A 23,103-nucleotide genomic window follows, 5' to 3' on the forward strand; every position below is an offset into this window, starting at 1 on the left:
CGGTGATTGCGGATGTCTACGCCCCTAAATTCTCATGGGCCGCACCAGCGGGCAACCCGACCTGACTTCTCGCGCCAGAGACCATTTGATGTTTTGACCAACCTCGCCGCACTGCTGTCGAGCGTTGAAGGTTTGCAAATTCACACAAGGGAGGATTTGCGCCGCGCCATCCTTATTCTTGACCTCGCAAACATGTGCATCCAATCGCTCGTTAGGCAGATCGGGAATGGGGCGGCCAGAGAACAGTTGCTGGCGTAGTCGGCGAGGATCGATCAGCTCATTGAAGCTGCGCGTGGCGAGGCCGTTCATCTATGAGTTCTGCAATTGCTTTAGTCAAATTCAGTGCCTTTACTGCGGGGAATCGTCATGAAGTGGAATAATCGAAAGGCAGCCCGCATTCAGTTAGAACACAAGCACCGCGTCGATCTCATGGTGTCGATGGAAGACGGCGACGAATTTGCGCCGCTTCTCGACGATCCTGAAAGCGCCGCTAAGCTCGAGGCAGGGACTCTACCGCATTCAAGACAGAAGAGCTTTCTTGGTTTTATTCAGCGCCGGTATGGCATTTCGCCGGTGCATCCCAGTTCAATCAGTGAGGTGCCCAAGCCGGTCTTGATCAGACCGGCGCTTGACCGAAACCTATCGCGACCTTCCGCGTAGCGCATTTCACGCAATTCATTCTGCAAATCCATTTCGGGTCCCAGCGACCCGCGGAGCCCTGCCATGTCTTTCAATTTTCGTATTCGCGGCCGTCTGATTACTGGCTTTATCGCCGTATCTGCAATCACCGCGCTCTCGGCTGGATATACCGTGTTCGCGGTCGGTGGTATTTCCTCGACCGTCGATCGCATGGTGAACCAACGCACGCCCGTGGCGCTGGCAAGTGCGGAACTGGTCGGCAATCTTATTCCACGCTGGCGACGTTGCGGGGCTACCTGCTGACGGGAAATCCTCAGGGCAAGCTCGACCGCATGGCGATGTGGAAGGAGATGGACACCAACGTGGCTGCCTTTGATGACAAGGCGGCGCAATTTACGAACCCTGAAAACAAGCGCAAATGGGCCGAGGCCAAGGTACTGCTCGCGGAGTTCCGCGCTGCCCAGGACAAGGCTGAGGCGCTGGCCTTCACCGCCGACGCATATCCGGCGACGAAGCTCATGACTGCCGAAGCCAACCCACGCGCCGAGGTAGTATTCTCCGAGATCACCAGGATGATCAACGAGGAGGAAGGCCTGGAGGCAACAGCCGACCGGAAGAGACTGCTCAAGGCCATGGCAGATACGCGCGGCAATTTCGCCGCCGCTATGGCGCAGCTGCGCCTGTACCTGTTGTCCGGTGAGGGGAGCGACAAGGACAAGTTCGCCGGACCGTGGGAGCTGTTCGAAAAAGGCTTCGCCGCCGTGGGTGCGCAAAAGGGACAGCTCACCATCGCGCAGCTGGCGTCCTTCGAAAAGATCACACGGGCACGGAGCGAGCTTGCGCCGCTGTACGAAAAGACATTCTCTCTCCGGGAGTCCACGAACTGGAACGCGCCCGTCGAAATTCTCGTTACCGAAGCAGCGCCGCGCGCACTCAAGATCCTTGACTTGCTCGATGGGCCCAAGGGTCTCGACGGCACTCGCTCCGGAGGCATCAAGACGCACCAGAAGAAGATGCTCGTTCAAGAACAACAGGAGGTTCACGCGAGTATTTCGTTCCTGGAGATGGTCCTATGGGGGTTGCTCGCGGCGGGACTGGGCGTTAGCGCGATGATTGCGCTATTTACGGCGCGTTCGATCGCAACCCCGATCCAGGGAATGACCGCCGCCATGGGCAAGCTCGCCGGCGGCGACACATCTATTGTTGTGCCGGCGATCGGACGCGCCGACGAGATCGGCGAGATGGCGGGCGCGGTCCAGGTCTTCAAGGACCACATCATCGAGGCAGACCGCTTGCGAGCCGAGCAGGCGCAGTCGGAAGCGCGTGCCGCGGCTCAGCGTAAGACGGAAATGCACGCGTTGGCTAACCGGTTCGAGAACGCGGTTGGAGAGATTATCGAGACGCTGTCCTCGTCTTCGACAGAACTGGAGGCCGCGGCCAATACGCTGACCCGGACCGCCGAAAGTACACAGGAACTCTCCACCACCGTCTCTGCCGCCTCCGAGGAAGCATCGGCGAACGTCCAGTCGGTCGCCTCAGCCAGCGAGGAAATGAGTTCCTCCGTCAACGAGATCGGCCGTCAGGTGCTGGAAGCGGCGAGAATCGCCGGCGCGGCTGTGGAACAGGCGCAAAAGACCAACGACCGCGTCACCGCCTTGTCGCAGGCTGCAGCCCGCATCGGCGATGTCGTCGATCTGATCAACACCATTGCCGGACAGACCAAACTGCTGGCTTTGAATGCCACCATCGAAGCGGCGCGGGCTGGAGAAGCGGGGCGCGGGTTTGCCGTGGTCGCATCGGAGGTCAAGGCGCTCGCCGAGCAAACAGCGAAAGCGACTGGCGAAATCAGTCACCAGATTGCCGGTATCCAGTCCGCGACGCAAGAGTCGGTGGCCGCGATCAAGGAGATCAGCGGAACGATCGACCGCATATCGGAAATCTCGTCGACCATTGCCTCCGCTGTCGAAGAGCAAGGAGCCGCGACCCAGGAGATTTCCCGCAATATCACGCAGGCGGCGCAAGGCACCCAGCAGGTAGCTTCGAGCATCGCTGACGTGCAGCGCGGCGCGAGCGAGACCGGCGCCGCTTCAAGTCAGGTGCTGGTATCGGCCCAAACGCTGTCGAACGATAGCGTAAGACTCAAGACCGAAGTCGACCAGTTCCTCGCAACGGTGCGCGCGGCCTGACGGCGCCCTTGCACTCCAAGGTGCTTTCTTTCGATTTGGAATGGAGGATGCATTGATGAGTTCTGTAGTGCGATTGCACGAAGGATCAACCGGAACCGCGCGTGCGACTGCCGACGGGGTACGGGACAGTGTCGTTGAGTTGCCGTTCAGAGAAACGAGGCTAGAACTGGCTGGGGTGAAAAGCGCATATGAAATGCTGCGCCAAAGCATCGACAGCCTGCAGCGAAATCTCAAGATACTCGCGGATGTCAGCAGGACGATCGATGATCGTGAGGCACGTCAAGTGCTTCAGGAGCAAATCGCGTTGACGAACGACTTGCTTGTGATGCGGTCGGATCAATTGTCCGACGCGGAGAAGTCATTGCAGGAGGCACTTCGCCGTGTAGCGACCGTAGCACGTTCGCATTCAGGACCGCGTGGCTGATCAATAGGTTTCCGGACAGCAAAATCGTAGTGACGAAGTACTAGCCAGAATGGATATGGTCAGATCTGCAGAATAAACATCGTCAATGACGCGCTTTTGGAATCATCGCGGCTATGTCGTCCGGTATGGAAAAACGAAAGAGCGGTCGGGTCGAATTTTCGAAAGGCATTGATGTCCATATAGTGGCAATTGATGGGACTTGGCGAAGAGCTTGTACAATGTGGGACGTTTCAGTTGGTGGGCAAAATTGACAGCCCTCGAGTCCATCGAAAGACTCCCCTCAAGGGAATTCTTCTTGCTTCTTTCTTCTCCTGGTCTCGCGTTTCGGCGCTGCGAACTGGCTTGGGTTAATGCGGATCAACTGGGTGTTCGATTCCTCCAGAACCAGGCGTCAAAGGGAGGACAACGCCGAGATGCGACAAATACCTAGGGTCAACATTCTGGGCGTTCTGAGATCGCAAATTAGCCCGCATGCAGGGATCGCCGTTAGGTAGCAGAAAATGTTCCTGCAATGGACGCGATTTGTTCCCAACGTGAGTTGGGAATCATCCGTATTCTACCATGGAAGGCGGTGGAGCTATAGGCGACAGACTTTTTTGCTCACCGGCCAGTGAGGCTGGAAGAAAGTGCCACTACCTGACAGATCGATCGTCTAGAATCACAAACTGCAATTGGCTCATGTCGGGCCACGGGTTCAGATCTCAACCGATACCTCTCTAAGCGTACACGCCGCGGCTTGCTTGGTCCCGATTGGCACCCGATCGCTGGGAGCGCTCTTCCGACCACTGATGGACCCAGCTTCGCGTTCGCAGCATTCGAAGCTATGGATTCCCACCCATGCTCTGTCCGATGCGCCACAAAGTGCCGCTTGGATCGACGATCACAAGTTCGCGGATGCCCCAAGGCCTATCTTTTGGGGGATCTACCTTGATCTCGTACTTGTTCTTCAAATCCTGAGCTTGAACGTGTTGCCACCAAGCTTCAACGTCCACCACGAACAGATGGATTACGACATTATCAGCGCGCTCTTTATTGTTGAGTTTTTGTAGCACGAAGCTTGAGTTGCCATGCCGGAAATGCGTTTGGGTCCCATCAGACCAGCCAAGTTCAAATCCTAAGTGCTGGTAGAACTGCTCCGACTGATCGAAATTGCGGGCAGGCACCAATGCCTTCACTTCAGAACTCGTCATTTCGCTCGTACGAAAGCTCGCCGCATCGACTGTGCTCGACCGTCCCTCACCATGCTTCGGAAGAACGGCATGGAGGTAAACGACCGTGCTAGGACCTGCGGTCATTCGATGGGCCTTTTCAAATCAGTGACCACATCCAGGACGTTGTGCAATTGGCTCGCACGAGGACGGTCAAATGAGAGCAACTGATCAAACTCCGATGGTGGGTACGACACGCCATCGGCGTCGATGATCTCGACGGCCCACCCCGTTTTTGAAAGTGCTCGCGCTTTTGCAACGGACAAGGTGGGTCCTGCTCGGACTAATACCGTGGTGTCGCCGTCTTTGACCGCTCGGATCGTGAAATTCATAGGTAGTGCAAACTAACAATTGGGCGGTACGCAATACCTGATCCGCCCCCAATCAATGTGAGCGCCAGGTATTAAAAAATTACTTCAGATAATCGCGTTAATTGAGAATGCCTCTCAGAGCCGATGTCCGCTTTGGTCATTTCGCATCAAACTGACCGTGCAGGTCACTGGCGGTCGTTCTGAACGTTGGCACTTCTATGCTCAATCGAACGAGTCCGACGCAGCGATCGCCTGCACCCCCGGGATGGCACGGACGCCGCCATTAACCGAGTCTTAGCCCTAAGCGTGCGGATCATCTGGGCTGTTGTGAAACTCCGAGGGAGAGGAATCCCCCGTGCTCAAAGACGGCACTTACGCGGCGTGGTTCAAGACCCCGCAGGGCCAAGTTACCGGTATTGCCCATGTCGCTGATGGGAAAAATTTGGGGTCGCGACAGCGTCATGACCTATACCGGCACTTGCGTGGTCGACGGAGATCGATTCACCGCGACCATCACGACGAAAAGGCATACCGAGGGGCATACGGTTTTCGGTAGCAACGATGAACTCCAGCTGAAGCTCGATGGTACGTGCCCCGGCAAGATCGCTCGTTACGTTGGTACGGCTGAGCAGTTTCCGGGCGTGCTTCTTGAGGGAACGCTCATTCTCAGCGAACAACAACCGCCAACGCTCGAGCCGAGCGCGCCGCCGCCAAAGTTCGACCCCGACAGACTGCCGAAGTTGCCGACGCGCGGCCGGTGATGCGATCAGATGCTGGCTTCAGGGTCGGCAGGCGGGGAAACGCCGCGCCCCGCCATATCGCTCATTACAAAATTTTTCAGCAGTATCGGGACCGGCGGTCACGCTCCCGAGCAAAAGCCCAGCAGTCGGGTTCGACTGCCGGGGCGATCGCAAGCATGATTTTCGTGATGAAGCGTCCTGCAAGCTACGCAATACGCGGCCGCGGTCCTTGATCAGGATCAATAGACCGTGCCGGGTCGCTCCCGCGTGCAGCATGCCGACGACCAAGCCATTCACCAAAGCGGCACCGCTGAAAACTGCCATCATCGAACGCGGCAGGCTCGCCGCGCGGCGAACCGGGACGAAGCCGACGCTGTTGAGGCGGAATGGGCGAACGCGATGCGACGGTTCGTGTCGTCATGCTCGCCGCCGGTCACAGACGATCCGCAACACGTCATCGCCGCTGGCGTATGTGGCTCAACCGGCGAACCGATGTTTGGTTCCTGCCAGCAGCCTACGTAGCAGTTAACGACGCGGAAGAGGGCGCGGTCGCTTCTTCGTTGGTGGTGATGCTGTAAAGATCGCACGCCTATCAAGGGCCGTCCAATGAACGAGCCGATTCATGCGCGCTAGTCCCGATTGCTGCGCAGGTCCTTTAGTTTGCGCACGTAGTAGCCCTGGCTCTGAAGCGCTGACCTAATCTCGTCACTGACTTTGATGACCCTCTTCTTGCTCTTGCGCCATTTCCCTTGCTCGCCAATAGGTGGCATCGGAAATCCCTTCTTCACAACGAGCAGATTGCGCTTGGTGTTGAAATACACGTCGACCATATGCTGCCTCCCCTGAAACGACAGAGCTTATCGCCTGTGAGCAAAAGCACGGGTTGCCAAAATACAACACCGAGCCATTATCGGGCGTTCGTGGTCGCGCGCCAGCAAGCGATTCCGGTGGGTCGCAGGCCGATTGGCAGCGGCTTTATTCTGGCTGTTCGGATTTTCGTGTTGAGTTGTAGTAATCGCCTGCCGGCATTGGGCCTGCGCCTACTAGGCTTGAACGGAGTGCGAGAGTTTCGGCAGCGAGAGGGGACCGGATCCAAGCCTGTCAGCAGAGCACTGCACTCGCCTATAGAACGACCTCTAAATCGTGCCTGGCCTCCTGTTCGCCTAGATTGGAAGCCCATCATTGGATTTTCCGTAGATTATCTGGCTCGCGATGAAGTCATCTAAGCCCCGGGAATGGACCGAACTAGAGGTTAAAAGCCTGATCTCCATGAGCGGGCAGCGGCATAGTGCGGCAGAAATATCGAAATCCCTTGGACGCTACGTTGGTTCGGTGAAAACGAAGGCGCGAGAGCTTGGATTAGTAGCTGTCAAAAAGCGATCAAAGTCCCGCCGGTGGGGCGCGAACTGATGACTATTGGAGATGGAAGCGGCGCGCTCCCGCGTTAAATGGCTATCATCCAGTCGGATCACCGAGCGCACGCCACAACCTGCGTTGCCTCCGAATGCAATCTAATGACGTCACCCAGGCCCTGGCCGGCGGCGGCAGCGCCACGATCGCCGCGGTGGTCAGGACTGCCGAGTCGCTCACTCTCGGCGCATCATCGCTTCCTTAGCCAACCGCTCGGATCGCGTGGGCGGTTCTCAACAAGGCGCATGCGAACACTGGTGACCCAAATGGCCCATTCGAGGCCTGTCCGTTTATCAGCTCGCATGCGCGCTGATATCCATGATGGCCCGGAGCACCACACGCTCCAAGCAGAGGCCGGATACATTGATGCAAGACCGCATCTGCCAGGTGGACGAAACCTCTTGCAACGCGCGGCCGGACCATACAGTGGTGATGTCATACCAATCTCGGCCGATGATCCGCTCGCTACAGCCCGGACAGTACGTGCTTTGGCCCCTCTCGTCATGGACATTGCCGGTGTAGACGAACTGCAGCCCGGCCTTGCGCGCGATGTCGCGAGCCATCGTCAGGGTGAGGGCCGGCGTCCGGGGCAGATCCAGCATCTTGTAGTCAGGGTGGAAGGCGGTGAAATGCAAGGGCACGTCAGGTCCTAGCCTTGTCATCACCCATTCGCTCAGCTTTTTTCACCTCCTCTGAGCTGTCATTGTGACCCGGGGGGCATGCTATCGGTGGTCCCGCCTGCGGCGGCTCTTGTTCGTGATGCGAGCTAAGGGGCGACATCTCGGTCACGCCGCCAAAGCCGATGACCTTCAACTCTTGTCGTAAGGGTGGGACTTCGTCTATGCGGTGCGGACGATATCCCATCTCACGGCGGGCCATCCCCCGTGAATGACCCCAAAAGCAAAGCATTTGGTGGTAGTATGGAGATAAGGAACTGGGGAAACAGACCCCAATGGCTCTAGATCAGACCAAACGCAAGCTCGCGGCTATTCTCGCTGCCGATATTGCCGGCTATAGCCGGCTGATGGGTGCGGACGAAGAGGGCACGCTCGCCCGCCTCAAGGTGCTCCGCCGCGAGCTGATCGATCCAAAGAACAAGCAACATCGCGGCCGCATCGTGAAAACGACTGGTGATGGAATTCTAATTGAGTTTCCAAGCGTGGTGGATGCAGTTCGCTGCGCGATCGAGGTTCAGCAGGGCATGGTCGAACGCAATGCTGACGTACCGCAGGAGAAACGAATTGAGTTTCGTGTCGGGGTTAATCTTGGGGACGTGATGATCGAAGGCCGAGACCTCTATGGCGATGGCGTGAACATCGCGGCACGACTTGAGGCGCTGGCCGAACCCGGCGGCATATGTATCTCACGTACAGTCCTCAGTCACGCGCGCGATAAGGTGTCTTTCGACGTCGAGGACGCGGGCGAACAGACGCTGAAGAATATCGCCCGGCCGGTCCACGTTTACCGTATTATCGATCCAAGCCAGCGGCCCGCGACGCGCAAACCTGAGGTTCCGGCGCTCGCGTTGCCCGACAAACCGTCCGTCGCCGTGCTGCCATTCACCAACATGAGTGGCGACCCCGAGCAAGAGTTCGTCTCCGATGGGGTCGCCGAGGATGTGATCACGGCACTATCGCACTATCCCTCGCTGTTCGTCATCGCCCGGAACTCGTCCTTCACCTACAAGGGTCGAGCGGTCGATGTGAAACAGGTCGGACGCGAGCTCGGCGTGCGCTATGTGCTCGAAGGTAGCGTGCGCAAGGCCGGCAATCGGATCCGCGTCACTGCGCAATTGATAGAGGCAGGAACCAGCAACCATGTGTGGGCCGAGCGCTACGACCGAGATCTCGCCGATATTTTCGCTATGCAGGACGAACTCACCGAAGCGTTAACGACCGCCTTGGCCCCCGCCATCGCAGACGCCGAGCTGCGACGCGCCATGCGCAAGCCACCGGAGAGCCTCGATGCCTGGGCGGCCTATCAGCGCGGTCTGTGGCATCTGAGCAAAGCTACCCCAGACGACGATGCGACGGCAGAGAGTTTTTTTAAGCAGGCAATCGATCTCGACCCGACCTTCGCCGGCGGCTACAGCGCGCTCGCCTTGTATCAGCTGCAAGCGGCCGCGATCTACCAGAAGCTGGATCTGCCAAGCGCGCAACGCTCGGCCGAGGCCTTGGCCCGTCGGGCGGTCGCGCTCGATGGCGCCGATGCAGAATCCCGTTCATGCCTCGGCTGGGCCTTGCAAGCGCGCGGCGACGCCGACGGTGCGTTGGCGGAGATCGAGCGAGCTCTCTCAATGAGTCCAAATCTGGCCATCGCGCATGGCCACAGAGGCGCGACGCTGATCTTCGCGGGACGGCCAAGGGAAGGGCTCACGGCTCTCGAAACATGTATCAGGCTTGACCCCCGCGATCCGTATCTGGCAGTACGTTTATTGCACATTGCATGCGGACTATATTTCTGCAGCGAATACGAGGCTTCGATCGAAGCCGCGAAACGGCTGATCCGGTCGTTTCCCGATTTTCCGATGATCTACCGCTGGCCCGCGGCGGCGCTGGGCCAACTTGGGCGCACAACGGAAGCGAAGGATGCATTGGAGAAGGCCGTCTCGCGCGCACCGGGGGCATTCGACATGTATGTCCGCAGGCGAGCTCCGTGGTTTCGGCCGGAGGATCACGCTCATCTCGTCGAGGGTTTGCGCAAGGCCGGCTGGAATGGTTGAGGCCGCATTGAAGTCCGTCGTCTTACCCGATCCGGACGGCCTGTGATTTACAGGCGAATGTCCGAAATGGGTCCAAGCTGTGTGAAAACCCGCGTGAGCCAACGACGTGCATAATTGTTTCTCAATTGTCGTCTCCCGACAGAGGTTGCCAGTGCAATTGGTCTCCGCATCGACGAAATTGAGACAGATGTTCTACACGCAAATTGAACGACAGACTTTTCACACAGAAACCTGACTCTGACGGGAGGCCCGGTTCTGGCGCCAAGCGGACATGCGACGAAGCGGTGCGGTCCGAAAAGTGCCAACAGCGGAAATGGTCGATCGCGGCTTTAATGTTCGCAAAGAGCATTCGGACACTTCGAGAACCCACAAATTTTCGTAATTTGGTTCAGATCGCCGTTAGGTTGTTGATGGTATAGACCTCTCGCACAAACCGATTAGCCGGTCGTGGGCGGACAAGGCATGGATACAGTCACGAAAATAATCGCAGCTCCGGCGGCTCTTTGGGCAGCCGTGGTCGGCCTCGTCGCCCTGCTTCCGCTTGGCTTGGGAATCTACTGGCTCTTCAACAAGCAGGCCAGATTGAGAGATTTGGCTGAGTTGAGAAAGAAACTTGATGAACTAAGGGTCTCTGATCCTGAGTATGGCGCTGTCAGGGCGCTTTACACGTCGATGATGGTCGATGCGGAGCGCTGGGGTTTTGTTAAATCTGGCTCTGGATCGGGCGGCGATGGTGAAAGCGCCGACCACAGCGTTGGTGGTCATGTGGGCGATGGCAACGCCGGCAGTGATCACTGATGGTCGAGATGAGCGACGGAGGCTCAGATGGCTGAGGCCGTTGTTCGTCTTATCGGTGCGTTGATCCAGGCGGCGTTTGAACTTCTCGTCCATCATACGGGCAAGAAGGTTCTGTCTCTTTGGGGCCGCAAGTCGAACCCGTTTATCGAATTGCTGATCGGTCTGGTCGTCTGGAGCGTCGCCGGACTTCTGTTGGTCGCTGCTATTGCAGCACTCGCCTCAAAGGCATGACAGGATGTTCGCGGCAGCGACTGAGGGTGCCGCAAGAGATGCCGGATGATGAGCGGGCAGCAAATGTCTGAGATGGGTCAATCGCGTCATTTTGGTCGTCGGCCGACTACTTCCGGTCTTCCCCTGGAAACGGACATCGTCAGGGCCGATCGCCATGTCTCAAAGGTGCCAATAGGAGCCGATCGTTGAGAGCTTGACCGGTTCAACCGGAGCTATTTCTTCCTCCCTGGCATGAAGTTCGGCTGCCAGGTCGCGGCCTTTTGGCTGGGCGCCGCGGCGATGACCTTGACCTTTTCTTTCTTGGGCTTCTTGGCTTCGCGGTTGCCTCGTTGCTGGCTTTTGGCCATGGCAGTCTCCTCCTGTTTTTCAAGATGATTGAATTCATCTGACAACAGGACCTGCCCGCTGATAACAGGACCTGCCCGCGCGGGGTGCAGATCCTCACGTCGAGGTAGCCTTCTTGCACGAACTGCCTGGCCTTCTTCAGCGCGGCCGCCGCCGTGACGCGGCCGAGATTTTCGCGAGCCCCTTCATGGTTGCCACCGACCCGGTATTTCAGTTTAGGCTTGGACAACGCCGCCGCGTTGCCCACATGCCCACAGCAACCGCAACAGAAAAGGAAGAGTCTCAAGCCGAGATTCCAAATTGACCGCGCGGCTTGGCCGATGCAACCTCGGGATCGCTGCCAACAGGAGCAGAGAGGCGCCGCCCGTCGGCTAGATCAACGGCCGTCTGCGGCGCGACACCAGCGGTGCGAGGAGTCAATCACGCCGCACCACCTTACCGGTCGCCAAGTCTGAGATTGGGGGAATAGGGGAATGATCCGGAACGCGAATCATCGCGGCGCGCGCCGGAGCGGGCCGTTCAGCGTTATGGTGGCACTCGCTCTCTGTGTTAGCGCCCCGCTCGACAGCACCCTTGCTCGCGCTCCCGAAAACGGAGAACTCAGCGCTCCCGAAGTGCCCGCGGATTTCGGGGCCGTGCAAATTGCGGGTCCGTTCGAGTTCCCTTGGTCCATCGCTGTTCTGCCAAACGGCTCCATTCTCCTTACGGAACGTGTTGGCCGCCTTCAACTCATCCGGCCGGGGTCAAGTGCTCGCGAAATAACCGGCGTCCCTCCCGTCCTGTTCAGCGGGCACTCCGGACTTCTCGACGTTTCCGTTGATCCAGGTTTCGGCGAAAATGGCATTATCTACCTGTCTTATGTGCACGGAACCGGGTCATCCTCCACGATCCGCGTGCTCCGGGCCAAGCTCGATGAGCCGCGCTCGAAGCTTAAGCACAAGCAGGTCATCTTTGAGAGCTCGCCGCCCGCGCCGAGCCCGAACCAACTCGGAGGCCGGATCGCTGTGACCGGCGATGGATACCTATTTTTGACGCTTGGTGACCGCTGGGAGGGTGAGCGCGCGCAGGATCTGGCTGATCACGCCGGGTCAATCATTCGCATCCGCACCGACGGCTCGGTTCCGTGGGACAACCCGTTTGTTTCGCTGCCGGAGGCGAAGCCGGAGATCTGGAGCTATGGTCATCGCAACCCGCAAGGCCTCGCTTTTCATGCGCGTAGCGGCCAGTTGTGGTCGCATGAGCACGGACCGAAGGGCGGCGATGAGCTCAATTTGATCATCTCCGGCCGCAATTACGGGTGGCCCGTCATTACGCACGGTATCGGATATGCGGACGAGCCGATTGGCGAGGGTGCTGCCAAGCACGGTATGGAGCAGCCCGTTTATCATTGGACACCCTCGATTGCTCCGTCGGGATTGGCTCTCGAAGGTCTCGACCGTATCACCGGATTCTGGATTGGCGCGCTCGCTGGAGAAGCGTTGGTCAACCTGGACATGAAGGAGGGGCGGATCGCTTCCGAACGGCGTTTCCTCCGTGGCGAACTTGGTCGCATTCGTGACGTGCGCGTCGACTCCAACAACCTTGTATACTTTGTTACCGATGGTCTTGCTGGGGAGGTGTACCGGCTCGAGCCGGTCGTCGAACAGGCACACCAAGAGGAAAGGCGTCGGAGGTGAGGAGCAAGGGGCGCCTCTAGTCCAGACTCCGCGAGTTTAAAAATCCCATCAAGTGCGCGTTTCGCGGGATCGTGAGCACGGATTTCAGAGCTTCATGAGCATAGATTTCACAGCTTCATGAGCATAGATTTCAGACGATCGTGAGCACCGATTTCGCGGGATCGTGAGCCGCCCCGCGCGCCCGCTTCGGCCGACATCTCAAGCGGCTTAGGACAGCCTCGTCGTTTAACGAGGAAGCCCACTGCCTACCCAGAGATTGTCGATGCGCCGGAACAGAGAAGTCCTTCGTCTCAAGCATGTTCAAGGCCTACCGGAACGGGCGATTGCCCGCACGATCGGCATCAGCAACGGCGTCGTGCATGGTTATCTGCGCCGGGCCGGCGCTGCCGGGCTCAGTTGGCCGCTGCCAGATGGCCTGACTGATGAAGATCTTGAACTCTTGCTTTTCTCCGCGCCGCGGGCGGCCTCGCAGGCCTTCGGAATGTAGGTACGTCTGGCCGGACGCGCTCGGTAACTGCCCCGATGCACCTTGTCGTGCAGGTCCTCTAGCTTCTCTTCGAGGTTCTCTCCGTAGGTCTGCCACGGCGCGGAGTCCTGTTCAAGCGACAGGTAGCTCCGCTTCAGGAGATCAACGGTGATGTGATGCAGCAGTGCAGTGAACCGTACACTCTTGCTCTGTCGCGCCGCTCGGCGCACGGCAATGAGTCCGTTCGACGCGTTGTCCCGACGCAGTGTCCGGGCCGCGGCCGTCTCGTCGCCGTTCCCCTTGGGCGGGGTCCTTCCCTCCACGGCCTCCGCCGAGGGCAAGCCCTCTTTGTTCGGCCGCTTCTCGGGTACTATGACCCCGTCCGAATTCTCATCCGCGTGCATGTTCACCGTTCGGCTGTTGCCTTCATGAACCGGCCCGGCTTGCCTGTCCGGACACGGATGAGACTTCCCAGGTTCCGTGCAAAGAACCTCTCCACGTGCACAAGATCTCCGACTGCGCGAGGTTCTTCCGATGCAAGCCATTCGCCATGGGACGATGTTGCCTTCTCTTCAACGGAAGGAGATCGGCACCTCGGAATTAGACCCGTTTCGCAGCTCAATACTTGGCCCGTGGTCTCCCCTGTGAGCGCTTCACGTCGGCCCTCGCGGGACGCCGCGCATCACTCGAGGTCGGGGCGGATGGCTAGTCCTTACCCCATGGGGGACTTTCACCTCCTATTCTTTGCCAGCTTTCCTGGCGCACTCCGAGTCGGGTCATTCGCGTCGATTTCATTGGGCGCCGGCTACTTCCGGTCTTCCCCAATGAGCGGACATTCTCGGTGTCCGTCGGCATGTCGCAAGAGTGCCATCAACGGACTTCCGTCGGTACTGATGCTCAGAAACCTGAGGACAGCCTGACTGCAAGTGACGGGGCTTTGCCAGGGCACGCTGTGCGAACTCTGGCAATGAAAAAGGGCGTCTAACTGAATCTGTGTACGTGATATCAGCGATGGACGAGTGCTGCCTCCGCAGGTGCCGCTCTCTTGGACTGCACGAAGAGGAAACGTGATGCCACAGAAATTTGCGCGTCGGCGCGGCCATCTTGGCCGATGAGGATTAGTCCCGCTCCGCCATTAGCTACAGTCAAAATGACGGGCTCGCCCTTCCATGTTTTGATCGGCTCCATTCCGATGATGAGAAATTCACCGATTGGCTGATCTAAGTATTGAAGCCTCAGTTGCGGAGCGATCTCTGGTGTCGCAAGTCCAAAACCTAGCTCTTGAGCGCGGGCATAAATTTGCCCCAGGGACGCAGTCTCGGTCTTAAAACCGAGTTCGGCCGCCGATACCGTAAAAAGCTCCACGTCTGTTTTCGTGGCGCTGAGGGTAAAGGCCGGTCGAGCAAGAATTTCCCCAGCCGAGTCTCCGACGCCACAACCTATTGCACTCAACGCGTTAAGAAGTGCGAACGAACCTGAAAACGTCCCTACTGTAATCTTCTTCCACGCCGGAACATCGACGGCGGATCTGACTAGCCCTCGCGGCATGGTCGGCGAGGGAATCTTGGTGAGCCTCAGTTGGTTCTGCAAAACATCTCTCGCCGTGCATTGCGCTTCTGCTTCGCTCCCGGATACGAGGATGCACGCGTTGCAGAGCATCATAAGCATGAGAGCCCCGCCATTTTGCCATCCTGTAGAAAGATGTGGTGTTATGACACCTCGGTTCGAGGCAACGTAGTCGATCTCACCGCGCGTGATACCGATATCCGTTAGCTCCCTTTCGCTCAGGCGGCACAACCGGGCTCGCAGCCTCTCTCGTTTGCGCCACTCTTGAAATGCATCCCAATATATCTCTAAGGGGCTGTAGACCTGCCGCTTTGCGGTTGTCTGTCCAAGCTCGGTGGCCCCGCGAATCGTAATCATTGCAATATGTCCAGGCTCGACTGTTCACCAGGCGAGCGTGCCGCGACATGCGCTGGCGTGCTTAACAAGCGGCTTACATTTTCCTTACCGGCGGCTTATTCTTCGTGTTCCAGGGGTGCTGCAGAGGTGACCCTGAGAAGGAATGGCAGCTTGCGCTATCTCTTCGAGGATTACACGTTTGACACCGAACGGCGTGAACTGCATCGGGGGGCAGATGCAGTGTCGATCACACCGCAGGTTTTTGACCTGCTCGATTACCTGGTTCGAAACCGGGAGCGCGTCGTCAGCAAAGACGACCTCATCAGTGCCGTTTGGAACGGACGCATCGTCTCCGATGCTGCGTTGACGACCCGCCTGAACGCTGCCCGTAATGCGATCGGCGATTCTGGCGAGAAACAGCGCTTGATAAAAACGCTGCCGCGCAAAGGCTTCCGTTTCATTGGTACAGTGCAGGAAGTCCCCGGCCCCACGGTCGCCTCATTCGCGGCCAAGGCGGAGAACCCACCGAAACCTGCTGTGGACTTACATGAAAACACATCAGCGCGTGGAATGGTTATGGGAAGAAGCTCGACGCCGCGCCTGTCCATCGTGGTGCTTCCGTTCGCTAATCTCGGCGGCGGCCCGGAACAGGAATATTTCGCAGACGGCATCACGGAGAGCCTAACCACTGACTTGTCGCGGATCAGTGGCACATTCGTCATCGCCTGTAATACTGCGTTCACTTACAAAGGGAAGGCGGTCGACGTGCAGCAGCTCGGCAGGGAGCTTAGCGTCCGCTATGTGCTCGAGGGATCAGTTCAGCGCGGCGGAGACCGGTTGCGGGTCAATGTCCAGCTGATCGACGCCGAAACTCGCTCCCATCTTTGGGCCGACCGGTTCGACAAGCCCGTGACTAACCTTTTCGAGATGCAGGACGAAATCGTTGCCAGGCTTGCCATTGCATTGCATGCTCAGCTCATCGAGGCCGAGGCGAGGCGCGCGGAGCTGTCACCGCATCCGGACGCGGTCGATCTGATTTTCCAAGGAAGAAGTTGGTTGAGTAAGGGAATGACTCCCGAACACATGGCGCAAGCGCGATCCTATTTCGAACGCGCGCTGGAGCTGGACCCCGGCAATATCGAAGCGTTGGTCGGCACTGCGAACCTCGATGTGGCAAGTGTAATCGACGTCCTGGACGTCGACCGTGACGCGCGGCTTGCGGCGGCCGAGACGGCCTTGATCAGGGTCTTGTCGAGGTCTCCACGGCACGCCCGCGCGCACATGTTTTTGGGGGCCGTGCAATCGCACACCAACCGGGCGGCTCTAGCGATTGGGCAGTGCGAGCAGGCCCTGACGCTGGATTCTAATTTGGCCGACGCGCACGGTGTTATCGGTTGGGCCAAGCTCTGCAGTGGCCGCGGTGCAGAAACCGAGGCTCACTTCCAGGAGGCCTTTCGGCTTTCTCCCCGGGATAGCCGAGCATACCGGTGGATGCTCAATATCGGCATCGCCAAACAGGTTCTTGGTGCCGACGCCGAAGCAGTCGTATGGCTGCGACGGTGCGTTGAAGCTAACTGGAATTATCCCATCGGGCATTTCTCGCTGGCCGCCGCACTGGCGCGGGTCGGCTCCCCGGACGAGGCGCAAGCCTCCGTGCGCGCGGGCCTTGCACTGGATCCGACGTTCACCCTTCGCCGCTTACGGCACCTGGTGCCGGGAGGCCTCGCGGTAAGTACCGATCCAACGTTCCGTGCCGGAGCCAAACGCGTCCTTGACGACATGCGCTTGGCCGGGGTGCCTGAGGGCTGATGTCCGAGTTGGGTGTGCGCCGTGCAAAGGCGGCGCTTTCCAGTGGGTGCAAGCCCCACCCGGCAATCGCTCCAGCCGGAAGCAATCGGAGCAGTGCGGTAAGTACCGATCCAACGTTCCGTGCCGGAGCCAAACGCGTCCTTGACGACATGCGCTTGGCCGGGGTGCCTGAGGGCTGATGTCCGAGTTGGGTGTGCGCCGTGCAAAGGCGGCGCTTTCCAGTGGGTGCAAGCCCCACCCGGCAATCGCTCCAGCCGGAAGCAATCGGAGCAGTCATGGAGGTAACGAAGTGGCTGAAGCCTTCGATTAGCGTGTCACGAATTGGTGACAGCGCGAGTGTGCAGGCCGCAACGCGAGTGAACGCCGAGCAAGCCTTGAAAAGGACAATGCGCAGGTCGACCCGACAACCCCATCGGAAGACTGATACGTCTGGATGAAATGAGCGAAGCGATCGTTCAGACGCTGCGCCGGGGTAGTGGCGGCGGCATGTACACAAGGAAAGCGCACGAAACACGGGAAGCCCCAAGGCGTGGTCAGCGATGACCAACCGGAAGCCCGTGAGGGACAGGCTGGGCGCCCTGGGGTGGCGGAGAGGTTCGTAGTACCGCGGAAGCCGGGTAACGCCGGTGGAGGGAAGGGACCTCAGAAAGCGTGAAGTCTTGTCCGAGAGCCGGATGCGGGAAATCTGCCTGTCCGGTTCGATGAGCGGGATGTGGAAACGGAGCCATGGTGGAACCACTAAGGCACCGCCAGACGAAAGGGGCGGCAACAGATATGTTCTACCTAACGCCACCGCGCCACATCTCGACTCTACCAATCGCGTCCTTGTCGGAACGACCGCTGTTGGCGCAAACCGGACATTCGGCCGGACCCGCTCCGCACGCGCATCAAAGAATGCACGTTGGCGTCATTCGAGCAGCCGCTGGCGTCTCGTCCATCCGGATGCGATAGGGCGCGACGCCCGTGGTCCGGTCGGGCGGATCAGGCCCTAACCGGATCTCGGCTTTCACCTAGTCGTGAGTTGGGTCCGCTGCCTGCGCGGGTCTACATCAAGGGCGGGTTTGATCGAGACGGTCTCTCGCGCCACGAGCGCCATCGGACCTGAGTCGACAGTGCCAGTGCCCGACGGGGCCAGCGCCGACAGTGCCAGCGTCCTAGCGGCCAGAGAAAGCGAGCATCAACCTCCGCGCCCCACGCGGCGCAAGCGCTTGCGCCGCGAGTTGGGCGCGGTTGGTTAGTTATAGGCCGTTTTCGTCTGATGATCCTGTAAGCCTTCGCGAGCCTCTTGCGCGGTGGTGCGACGTGAATGTCATCGCCACGCGCTCGCCCGCTGTGGGTTCACTGTCATGAGCGAAAGCATCTCATCGGTATTGCTCGATGCGCACTGCGCAAGAAGGCAAGGTCTCAACGCCATCGCCCAGCGACAACGCGCTCGGCTTGGCGAGGCCGTCGCCTTCGCTCGCGCCAACTCGCCCTATTATCGCGAACTCTATCAGGGTCTACCGGAGCGGATTGAGAGTTCGTCCGTGCTCCCGGTGGCTAATAAGCAAGAGCTAATGCGTCATTTTGACGACTGGGTTACCGACCGCGAGGTTAGTTTCGCGGCAGTGCGAGCGTTCGTCGATAACCCTGAGCTGATCGGGCAACGTCTCCTTGGCAAGTATTCCGTGGCAACCACTTCGGGCAGCACCGGGACACCTGGAATATTTCTGTTGGACACACACAATTGGACGGTCACTCTCGCTTTTTCGCTGCGCATGATGATGGGCTGGCTTAGCGCCAGCGACATGTTTCGTCTCCTCGTCCGCGGCGGCCGCGCGGCGTCGGTGCTGGCGATGGGCGGCCATTACATCGGCGCAACCAGCTTTGCTGCAATCCGCACAAAACGGTCGGCCCGACGATTACGGGCGCTTCCGGCGCAGGCGCCGTTGCGCAATCTGGTCGCCGAACTCAATCGGTACCGCCCGGCTCTGCTCATCGGATACGCCAGCGTCATGGCACTATTGGCCGCCGAGCAGGATGCCGGTCGCCTGCATATTCAGCCGGTGCTGGTTCTTCCGACTTCGGAAGGGCTTTCGCAGGACGGATACGACCGGATCGCAAGGGCATTCCACGCCAAGGTCCGGACCGTTTACGTCGCGACGGAATGCCTGTTCATGGCCATCGGCTGTGAACACGGTTGGTATCATATCAACAGCGATTGGGTGATTCTCGAACCCGTCGATGCGAGCTATCGGCCGGTTCCGTCCGGCGAGGAGTCGCATACGGTTCTCGTGAGCAATCTCGCCAATCGCGTGCAGCCGATCCTCCGCTACGATCTAGGCGACCGCATCCTGCAACGACCTGATCCTTGTCCTTGCGGCAACCCGCTTCCGGCGATCCGCGTGCGGGGCCGCACTGCCGACGTCCTCACCTTCCCAGCCGAACGCGGAGAGAAAGTCGCAGTGCCACCGCTCGCGCTTGAGATCGATCATGTACCCGGTGTGGAGTTGTTTCAGATAGTACAGACTGCGCCAACACAACTGCGCGTTCGCCTACATCCCGCAGCCGACGCTGACCCAAACCGGGTTTGGCGGGCGGTGCATTCCGAATTGACCAAGCTGTTGAATGAGCATGGGCTTGGTCGCGTGTCTGTTGAGTTGGCCGCCGAACCGCCAGTTCCATCTTCCGCCGGAAAGTGCCGCACCGTCATCCCACTGGTTTCGAGCGCTTGAAGACTGATGAGAGCTTAGGCGGATCGCGCTGCTGCTAAGTGGCCCTAACGAGAGCCAAGGTTATGAAACTAACCTATACGGATTCACGGGATGGAAGGGTGATTATTGGGTTCACCGATGAGCGCGGTGAACACGAAATCGCTCTAAGCACAGTAGAGACGGCAGACCTTATCGGTGCGTTGAGGACCTCGTTAGAGGAGGCGATTGGAAGTCCGGCCGCAGACAGCATGGCCCTTCCCAGCATTGAACGAGTGCAGATCGTTGAGACTGCGGAAGAAATGGTTTTCCGCGTTTATATGAATGATCGCATTTCCCATGATTATCCGGTTCCGAAAGGGACCGTTCTTGCGGATGAGCTTCGGATGCTGGCTGACCGGATGGAGGCGCGCAATTCGGCAAAGGCCACGCATCCATCGCCCGATGCCCAAAAGGGCAAACTGAATTAGCGGATGGCGCATGCTCACAATCGCGACCCTTCTGCAATTTCTAAGTGGTGTCTGCTTAGCTCCCACGAGCGGCGGAAAAGCGGAAATCGCGAGAGGTCCGGCCCCTGACGGCCATTCTCTCAGCCCAATAACACGACCATGTCATGACGACCACAAGCGCTGTCTTCGGCTCGATATCATTTACATACGCTCCACCTTTTATTTCGGGCGCTCCTCAACGCAAAGCGACCCCCACGAGAGACGGCGTCACTTCGGCGCGCATTCCGGGGTTACTACGTCCGAGTGCGATAGGTCAGTCCGAGCAACACGGAAGTTTGACCGCAAAGCGCGGACGCTCAGAACAGCGCGTAATTCGACAGCTCGATCGTGACGGCGTTGAAATCTCGGTCGAGCGTGCCGTCCGGATGGATCCTGAACACGCTGCGACGGCTGGGATATTTCAGTCCGTTGACGTCGACATCGTCGAATATGAAGTGCGCGGCGGGCGTGTCCGCCCATACATCAACCGTATAGTCGTGGCGGCGGAATAACCCATCCGAGCCGAAGTAGAACCGCTGTTCCCTTGTGTGGCTGTGGACGCCTTCCGGGAATCGCACGGCTACGCCACGAAGCGTCTCACCCTCATTCTCGATCGGAGCAACGTCGTGCGCTTCATAGCCCGGCTCGCCGAACACTAACGGCGTCGCATGGTAGGTCCACATGGCATAGCCGTTGAAGTAGGCGAGGTTCAGCGGATCCCATTTCCCGTCGAAGCTGCGATCGAATGCCTCGCGTCCATCGTCGCGAGCGCCGATAATCGAGCCATCTCCGACGGTGATCTCCACATGCAGGGGCGTCCAGGTCATCGTCCAATCCGGTTCGCCAAAAGGGGGTAACCTGTGTCCGCTGGCGGTGGAATTCGCTCGTCGCGCGTGCGCCGCGGCACCGGGATCAAAGGCGCGCCTTTCAGCTCCCAGAGCTTGCCGCCGGTCAGGATGGTCGATGCTATACCCTTGAACTTGACCCAGCGGTCGTGCCCACCATGCGCTTCCAGTGCTACTTTCAACAATGGGTGCAATGCGTCGCTCATCGCGCTTTTCCTCAGGTGAGATTCACGAAGGACCGTCTAATGTGCCTTAATGCTGGATGGTACGTCGTACATAATACCCTCGCGGGATGCAAAGTACTCTCCGGATTGCGACCGAAGGCCTGTTCGGCCTGGCGCGAATCCGAAAGTACGCGTGGACTTGGATGACTGACTGCCCAGAGACGACTCGCTCGATGCAAGGGGCTTTCAGGTGAACTCCTACCGTCAGACGGAAATGAGCGCATAGGGCAACCCTGAAGGCTTCTGCACGCCCATGGCGACGTTGTACACTCGCGCTCCGGCGGGCGTGCGGCCCTCATACTTCCCGCGATGCGCATGACCATGCACGACGGCGCATACTTTGAAGCGGTCAATGGTCTCTGCAAGGCGCGAGCACCCGAGGAAGGGATAAATTTCGAGAGGTTCACCCTCTACCGTGTCGACAATCGGAGCATAGTGAAGGACCACGACGGCGCGCCGGCTGTTCACCGTGCGCATGATGTTCTCCAGCCGCATCGCTTCATTCATCGCTTCGGCAACAAACGTCTTGATCGCCGGCTCGCCGAAAGAGCTCAGCATTCGTGGACCAAATCCGCCGGCAAAGCCTTTCACACCAATAAATGCCACGCCATTAACTTCGGCTGCCTGGCCATCGAGCAGGTGTACGCCCGCGTCACAAAGGATTCGTTTCACCTCGTCGGCATGTCCCGACTCGTAATCGTGATTCCCAAGGACGCCGATTACTGGGATAGAGCAGGCACGCAGCTCTTTAGCGAGGATTTCCGCCTGTGCCGGAGTTCCGGTATCGGTGAGGTCGCCGCAAAGGACCAGGGCACCGGCACTCTTCGAGATTGCTTGAAACAATTCACGAAGCGAGCCCGACTGCCCATCCTTCACATGAAGATCTCCGATGCTTGCAAATGTGAATGAACTTGCATCATCGTTCATTGCCGCACTCGTCTTCGACGTTCAGGAAGCCCCATTTCTCGGTCGCACTTCGGTAATCGGAGCCGGAAAGCAACCGACCGCGGCAGAGTTTCGTCGCCGGTGGCGGATCTTCCCGCTGCCGACTCAATCGTTCAAGAAGATCGTCAAGCAGCCAATCCGGAATGGCATCTCGCTCGCTCGGATAGATCCAACGATACGTGAGTAGATGACAAAGCAGTATCTCCCAATGTGGGTTCATGTACATGATCAGGCGCTGCCAATCGATTGCCTCTCGCTGCTTAAGAATGAGATGGACGATATCGACGCCATCATGACGGTTCCGCTTCTGGATGAACGCCTTGGACCAGATCAGCTCGGTGGGGTTGATCACAGGCACGCAATGCCCGAGCACTTGAGCCTGTGCTGCATACTGAAACCACTCTTCCTGAACCGGCACGGCGCCATTGCTGGAACCAAAGATGACGTCAACGAAATCGCGGCCGCGGTGAACTTTTCCCAGCCAACTCTCATCCGCCGATACCCGATTGTTCCGCTGCAGGTGAGAGAGCAGGCGGGGGAATTCCGCGGCAGTTGTAAAAATGTCCAAGTCCTTTGTCGGGCGCCGTGCGTGGGTATAAAGATTTACGGCGTACCCGCCTCCGATCATGAACGGAAGATCCGATTCGAGGAGATCCCTCAGGACATTTGAATAGAACTGCTCCCTTTGGGTAAGAGACGCGAGCTTGAACGCATCGACATCTGTCGAACGTTCCGTACCCGGCGCTGGGCGATCTCGCGCGAGCACTGATCACTCCATTTGTTCCTGAATATTAATCGGCGCGCATCGTGGAAGTTCCCTTGAGTTCCGAATTGAACGACTCGGCGCGAACGGCCGCGGCGGCAGCAGAAGGCGTGCGCGATCAAGACTATCGAGGCGTAACGGCAATGCCGCACCGACGCGGATTCCGTTCTTATGTGGTCAGTATCGTACAGACGCAACTGGAATGAAGGGTAGGCTTCGCGTGTGTAGGGCAATGCAGCGGCGGTTGCGGACTCGTCGAGGAGCCTCCAAGCCTCGAACGA

23 protein-coding genes and 3 pseudogenes are annotated in these 23,103 nt (G+C 58.8%); 15 read left to right on the forward strand and 11 right to left on the reverse strand.

The window, feature by feature from the left end:
* Window positions 1–24: 24 nt before the first annotated feature.
* The gene (locus V1290_RS25885; protein ID WP_334366990.1) at window positions 25–309 is read right to left on the reverse strand and encodes a hypothetical protein; all 285 of its coding nucleotides are present in this window, start codon (window positions 307–309) and stop codon (window positions 25–27) included.
* 57 nt (window positions 310–366) lie between these two features.
* On the opposite strand from V1290_RS25885, the gene V1290_RS25890 reads away from it, so the two are divergent.
* The 5 genes and pseudogenes from V1290_RS25890 (at window position 367) to V1290_RS25910 (ending at window position 3,679) form a co-directional block, all read left to right on the forward strand.
* A complete protein-coding gene (locus tag V1290_RS25890; protein ID WP_334366991.1) occupies window positions 367–660 on the forward strand; it encodes a hypothetical protein in 294 nt (97 codons plus the stop codon).
* Window positions 661–723: 63 nt separating this feature from the next.
* A complete protein-coding gene (locus V1290_RS25895; protein ID WP_334366992.1) occupies window positions 724–942 on the forward strand; it encodes a hypothetical protein in 219 nt (72 codons plus the stop codon).
* A complete protein-coding gene (locus V1290_RS25900; RefSeq protein ID WP_334366993.1) occupies window positions 924–2,825 on the forward strand; it encodes a methyl-accepting chemotaxis protein in 1,902 nt (633 codons plus the stop codon). Before V1290_RS25895 ends, V1290_RS25900 begins: the two co-directional genes overlap by 19 nt.
* A gap of 55 nt (window positions 2,826–2,880) precedes the next feature.
* Entirely contained in the window at window positions 2,881–3,249 is a 369-nt protein-coding gene (locus tag V1290_RS25905; protein WP_334366994.1) for a hypothetical protein, read from the forward strand.
* A 113-nt stretch (window positions 3,250–3,362) separates the two neighbouring features.
* Window positions 3,363–3,679, forward strand: a pseudogene (locus tag V1290_RS25910) (PilZ domain-containing protein).
* Between the two features lie 391 nt (window positions 3,680–4,070).
* On the opposite strand, the gene V1290_RS25915 reads toward V1290_RS25910, so the two are convergent.
* Window positions 4,071–4,439, reverse strand: coding sequence for a VOC family protein (locus V1290_RS25915; RefSeq protein WP_334366995.1), 369 nt, complete (start codon window positions 4,437–4,439; stop codon window positions 4,071–4,073).
* 101 nt (window positions 4,440–4,540) lie between these two features.
* Entirely contained in the window at window positions 4,541–4,789 is a 249-nt protein-coding gene (locus tag V1290_RS25920) for a hypothetical protein (RefSeq protein WP_334366996.1), read from the reverse strand.
* Between the two features lie 334 nt (window positions 4,790–5,123).
* Between V1290_RS25920 and V1290_RS25925 the strand changes: the two are divergent.
* Window positions 5,124–5,529: pseudogene (locus V1290_RS25925) on the forward strand (hypothetical protein).
* Window positions 5,530–5,894: 365 nt separating this feature from the next.
* Window positions 5,895–6,086: a hypothetical protein gene (locus V1290_RS25930; protein ID WP_334366997.1), complete on the forward strand. Its 192-nt coding sequence runs from the start codon at window positions 5,895–5,897 to the stop codon at window positions 6,084–6,086.
* Window positions 6,087–6,137: 51 nt separating this feature from the next.
* On the opposite strand, the gene V1290_RS25935 is transcribed toward V1290_RS25930, so the two are convergent.
* Window positions 6,138–6,338 (reverse strand): hypothetical protein, encoded by a 201-nt coding sequence (locus V1290_RS25935; protein ID WP_334366998.1) that lies wholly within the window; start codon window positions 6,336–6,338, stop codon window positions 6,138–6,140.
* Between the two features lie 873 nt (window positions 6,339–7,211).
* Window positions 7,212–7,580 carry a hypothetical protein gene (locus V1290_RS25940; protein WP_334366999.1) on the reverse strand — a complete coding sequence of 123 codons (369 nt, stop codon included), beginning with the start codon at window positions 7,578–7,580 and terminating at the stop codon, window positions 7,212–7,214.
* Between the two features lie 290 nt (window positions 7,581–7,870).
* On the opposite strand from V1290_RS25940, the gene V1290_RS25945 reads away from it, so the two are divergent.
* The 3 genes from V1290_RS25945 (at window position 7,871) to V1290_RS25955 (ending at window position 10,669) form a co-directional block, all read left to right on the forward strand.
* On the forward strand, window positions 7,871–9,640 hold the full coding sequence (locus V1290_RS25945) for an adenylate/guanylate cyclase domain-containing protein (protein ID WP_334367000.1): 1,770 nt from the start codon (window positions 7,871–7,873) through the stop codon (window positions 9,638–9,640).
* Between the two features lie 462 nt (window positions 9,641–10,102).
* Complete coding sequence (locus V1290_RS25950; protein ID WP_334367001.1) at window positions 10,103–10,438, forward strand: hypothetical protein; 336 nt, start codon at window positions 10,103–10,105, stop codon at window positions 10,436–10,438.
* Window positions 10,439–10,465: 27 nt separating this feature from the next.
* Complete coding sequence (locus V1290_RS25955) at window positions 10,466–10,669, forward strand: hypothetical protein (RefSeq protein WP_334367002.1); 204 nt, start codon at window positions 10,466–10,468, stop codon at window positions 10,667–10,669.
* A gap of 212 nt (window positions 10,670–10,881) precedes the next feature.
* On the opposite strand, the gene V1290_RS25960 is transcribed toward V1290_RS25955, so the two are convergent.
* On the reverse strand, window positions 10,882–11,016 hold the full coding sequence (locus tag V1290_RS25960) for a hypothetical protein (protein ID WP_334367003.1): 135 nt from the start codon (window positions 11,014–11,016) through the stop codon (window positions 10,882–10,884).
* Between the two features lie 471 nt (window positions 11,017–11,487).
* Between V1290_RS25960 and V1290_RS25965 the strand changes: the two genes are divergently transcribed.
* Window positions 11,488–12,690, forward strand: a complete 1,203-nt coding sequence (locus tag V1290_RS25965; protein ID WP_334367004.1) for a PQQ-dependent sugar dehydrogenase — start codon at window positions 11,488–11,490, stop codon at window positions 12,688–12,690.
* A gap of 241 nt (window positions 12,691–12,931) precedes the next feature.
* Window positions 12,932–13,165, forward strand: a pseudogene (locus tag V1290_RS25970) (sigma factor-like helix-turn-helix DNA-binding protein); the annotation flags it as partial.
* Between the two features lie 996 nt (window positions 13,166–14,161).
* Here the strand turns inward: V1290_RS25970 and V1290_RS25975 are convergent.
* On the reverse strand, window positions 14,162–15,079 hold the full coding sequence (locus V1290_RS25975) for a DUF1127 domain-containing protein (protein ID WP_334367005.1): 918 nt from the start codon (window positions 15,077–15,079) through the stop codon (window positions 14,162–14,164).
* A gap of 150 nt (window positions 15,080–15,229) precedes the next feature.
* Between V1290_RS25975 and V1290_RS25980 the strand changes: the two genes are divergently transcribed.
* From V1290_RS25980 to V1290_RS25990, 3 genes are all read left to right on the forward strand, one after another.
* Window positions 15,230–16,867, forward strand: coding sequence for a winged helix-turn-helix domain-containing protein (locus V1290_RS25980; protein WP_334367006.1), 1,638 nt, complete (start codon window positions 15,230–15,232; stop codon window positions 16,865–16,867).
* A gap of 1,370 nt (window positions 16,868–18,237) precedes the next feature.
* Window positions 18,238–19,581 (forward strand): phenylacetate--CoA ligase family protein, encoded by a 1,344-nt coding sequence (locus tag V1290_RS25985; protein WP_334367007.1) that lies wholly within the window; start codon window positions 18,238–18,240, stop codon window positions 19,579–19,581.
* A 62-nt stretch (window positions 19,582–19,643) separates the two neighbouring features.
* Window positions 19,644–20,027 (forward strand): hypothetical protein, encoded by a 384-nt coding sequence (locus V1290_RS25990; RefSeq protein ID WP_334367008.1) that lies wholly within the window; start codon window positions 19,644–19,646, stop codon window positions 20,025–20,027.
* A gap of 335 nt (window positions 20,028–20,362) precedes the next feature.
* Here the strand turns inward: V1290_RS25990 and V1290_RS25995 are convergent, their stop codons facing one another.
* From V1290_RS25995 to V1290_RS26010, 4 genes are all read right to left on the reverse strand, one after another.
* Entirely contained in the window at window positions 20,363–20,851 is a 489-nt protein-coding gene (locus tag V1290_RS25995; RefSeq protein ID WP_334367009.1) for a hypothetical protein, read from the reverse strand.
* A 17-nt stretch (window positions 20,852–20,868) separates the two neighbouring features.
* The gene (locus V1290_RS26000) at window positions 20,869–21,096 is read right to left on the reverse strand and encodes a hypothetical protein (protein WP_334367010.1); all 228 of its coding nucleotides are present in this window, start codon (window positions 21,094–21,096) and stop codon (window positions 20,869–20,871) included.
* A gap of 222 nt (window positions 21,097–21,318) precedes the next feature.
* Window positions 21,319–22,041 carry a metallophosphoesterase family protein gene (locus V1290_RS26005; RefSeq protein WP_334367011.1) on the reverse strand — a complete coding sequence of 241 codons (723 nt, stop codon included), beginning with the start codon at window positions 22,039–22,041 and terminating at the stop codon, window positions 21,319–21,321.
* Window positions 22,031–22,825 carry a hypothetical protein gene (locus V1290_RS26010; RefSeq protein WP_334367012.1) on the reverse strand — a complete coding sequence of 265 codons (795 nt, stop codon included), beginning with the start codon at window positions 22,823–22,825 and terminating at the stop codon, window positions 22,031–22,033. Before V1290_RS26010 ends, V1290_RS26005 begins: the two co-directional genes overlap by 11 nt.
* Between the last annotated feature and the right edge of the window lie 278 nt (window positions 22,826–23,103).

It is taken from the genome of Bradyrhizobium sp. AZCC 1578 (genome assembly GCF_036924675.1).
GTDB lineage: Bacteria > Pseudomonadota > Alphaproteobacteria > Rhizobiales > Xanthobacteraceae > Bradyrhizobium.

Bases quoted from the DNA above. Each gene is read 5' to 3' on its own strand.
- V1290_RS25930 (WP_334366997.1), top strand. From the start codon at position 5,895: ATGGGCGAACGCGATGCGACGGTTCGTGTCGTCATGCTCGCCGCCGGT.
- V1290_RS25885 (WP_334366990.1), bottom strand. From the start codon at position 309: ATGAACGGCCTCGCCACGCGCAGCTTCAATGAGCTGATCGATCCTCGC.
- V1290_RS25915 (WP_334366995.1), bottom strand. From the start codon at position 4,439: ATGACGAGTTCTGAAGTGAAGGCATTGGTGCCTGCCCGCAATTTCGAT.
- V1290_RS25975 (WP_334367005.1), bottom strand. From the start codon at position 15,079: ATGATTACGATTCGCGGGGCCACCGAGCTTGGACAGACAACCGCAAAG.
- V1290_RS25890 (WP_334366991.1), top strand. From the start codon at position 367: ATGAAGTGGAATAATCGAAAGGCAGCCCGCATTCAGTTAGAACACAAG.
- V1290_RS25960 (WP_334367003.1), bottom strand. From the start codon at position 11,016: ATGGCCAAAAGCCAGCAACGAGGCAACCGCGAAGCCAAGAAGCCCAAG.
- V1290_RS25940 (WP_334366999.1), bottom strand. From the start codon at position 7,580: ATGACAAGGCTAGGACCTGACGTGCCCTTGCATTTCACCGCCTTCCAC.
- V1290_RS26005 (WP_334367011.1), bottom strand. From the start codon at position 22,041: ATGAACGATGATGCAAGTTCATTCACATTTGCAAGCATCGGAGATCTT.
- V1290_RS25990 (WP_334367008.1), top strand. From the start codon at position 19,644: ATGAAACTAACCTATACGGATTCACGGGATGGAAGGGTGATTATTGGG.
- V1290_RS25920 (WP_334366996.1), bottom strand. From the start codon at position 4,789: ATGAATTTCACGATCCGAGCGGTCAAAGACGGCGACACCACGGTATTA.
- V1290_RS26000 (WP_334367010.1), bottom strand. From the start codon at position 21,096: ATGAGCGACGCATTGCACCCATTGTTGAAAGTAGCACTGGAAGCGCAT.
- V1290_RS25955 (WP_334367002.1), top strand. From the start codon at position 10,466: ATGGCTGAGGCCGTTGTTCGTCTTATCGGTGCGTTGATCCAGGCGGCG.
- V1290_RS25895 (WP_334366992.1), top strand. From the start codon at position 724: ATGTCTTTCAATTTTCGTATTCGCGGCCGTCTGATTACTGGCTTTATC.
- V1290_RS25945 (WP_334367000.1), top strand. From the start codon at position 7,871: ATGGCTCTAGATCAGACCAAACGCAAGCTCGCGGCTATTCTCGCTGCC.
- V1290_RS25935 (WP_334366998.1), bottom strand. From the start codon at position 6,338: ATGGTCGACGTGTATTTCAACACCAAGCGCAATCTGCTCGTTGTGAAG.
- V1290_RS25950 (WP_334367001.1), top strand. From the start codon at position 10,103: ATGGATACAGTCACGAAAATAATCGCAGCTCCGGCGGCTCTTTGGGCA.
- V1290_RS25965 (WP_334367004.1), top strand. From the start codon at position 11,488: ATGATCCGGAACGCGAATCATCGCGGCGCGCGCCGGAGCGGGCCGTTC.
- V1290_RS25905 (WP_334366994.1), top strand. From the start codon at position 2,881: ATGAGTTCTGTAGTGCGATTGCACGAAGGATCAACCGGAACCGCGCGT.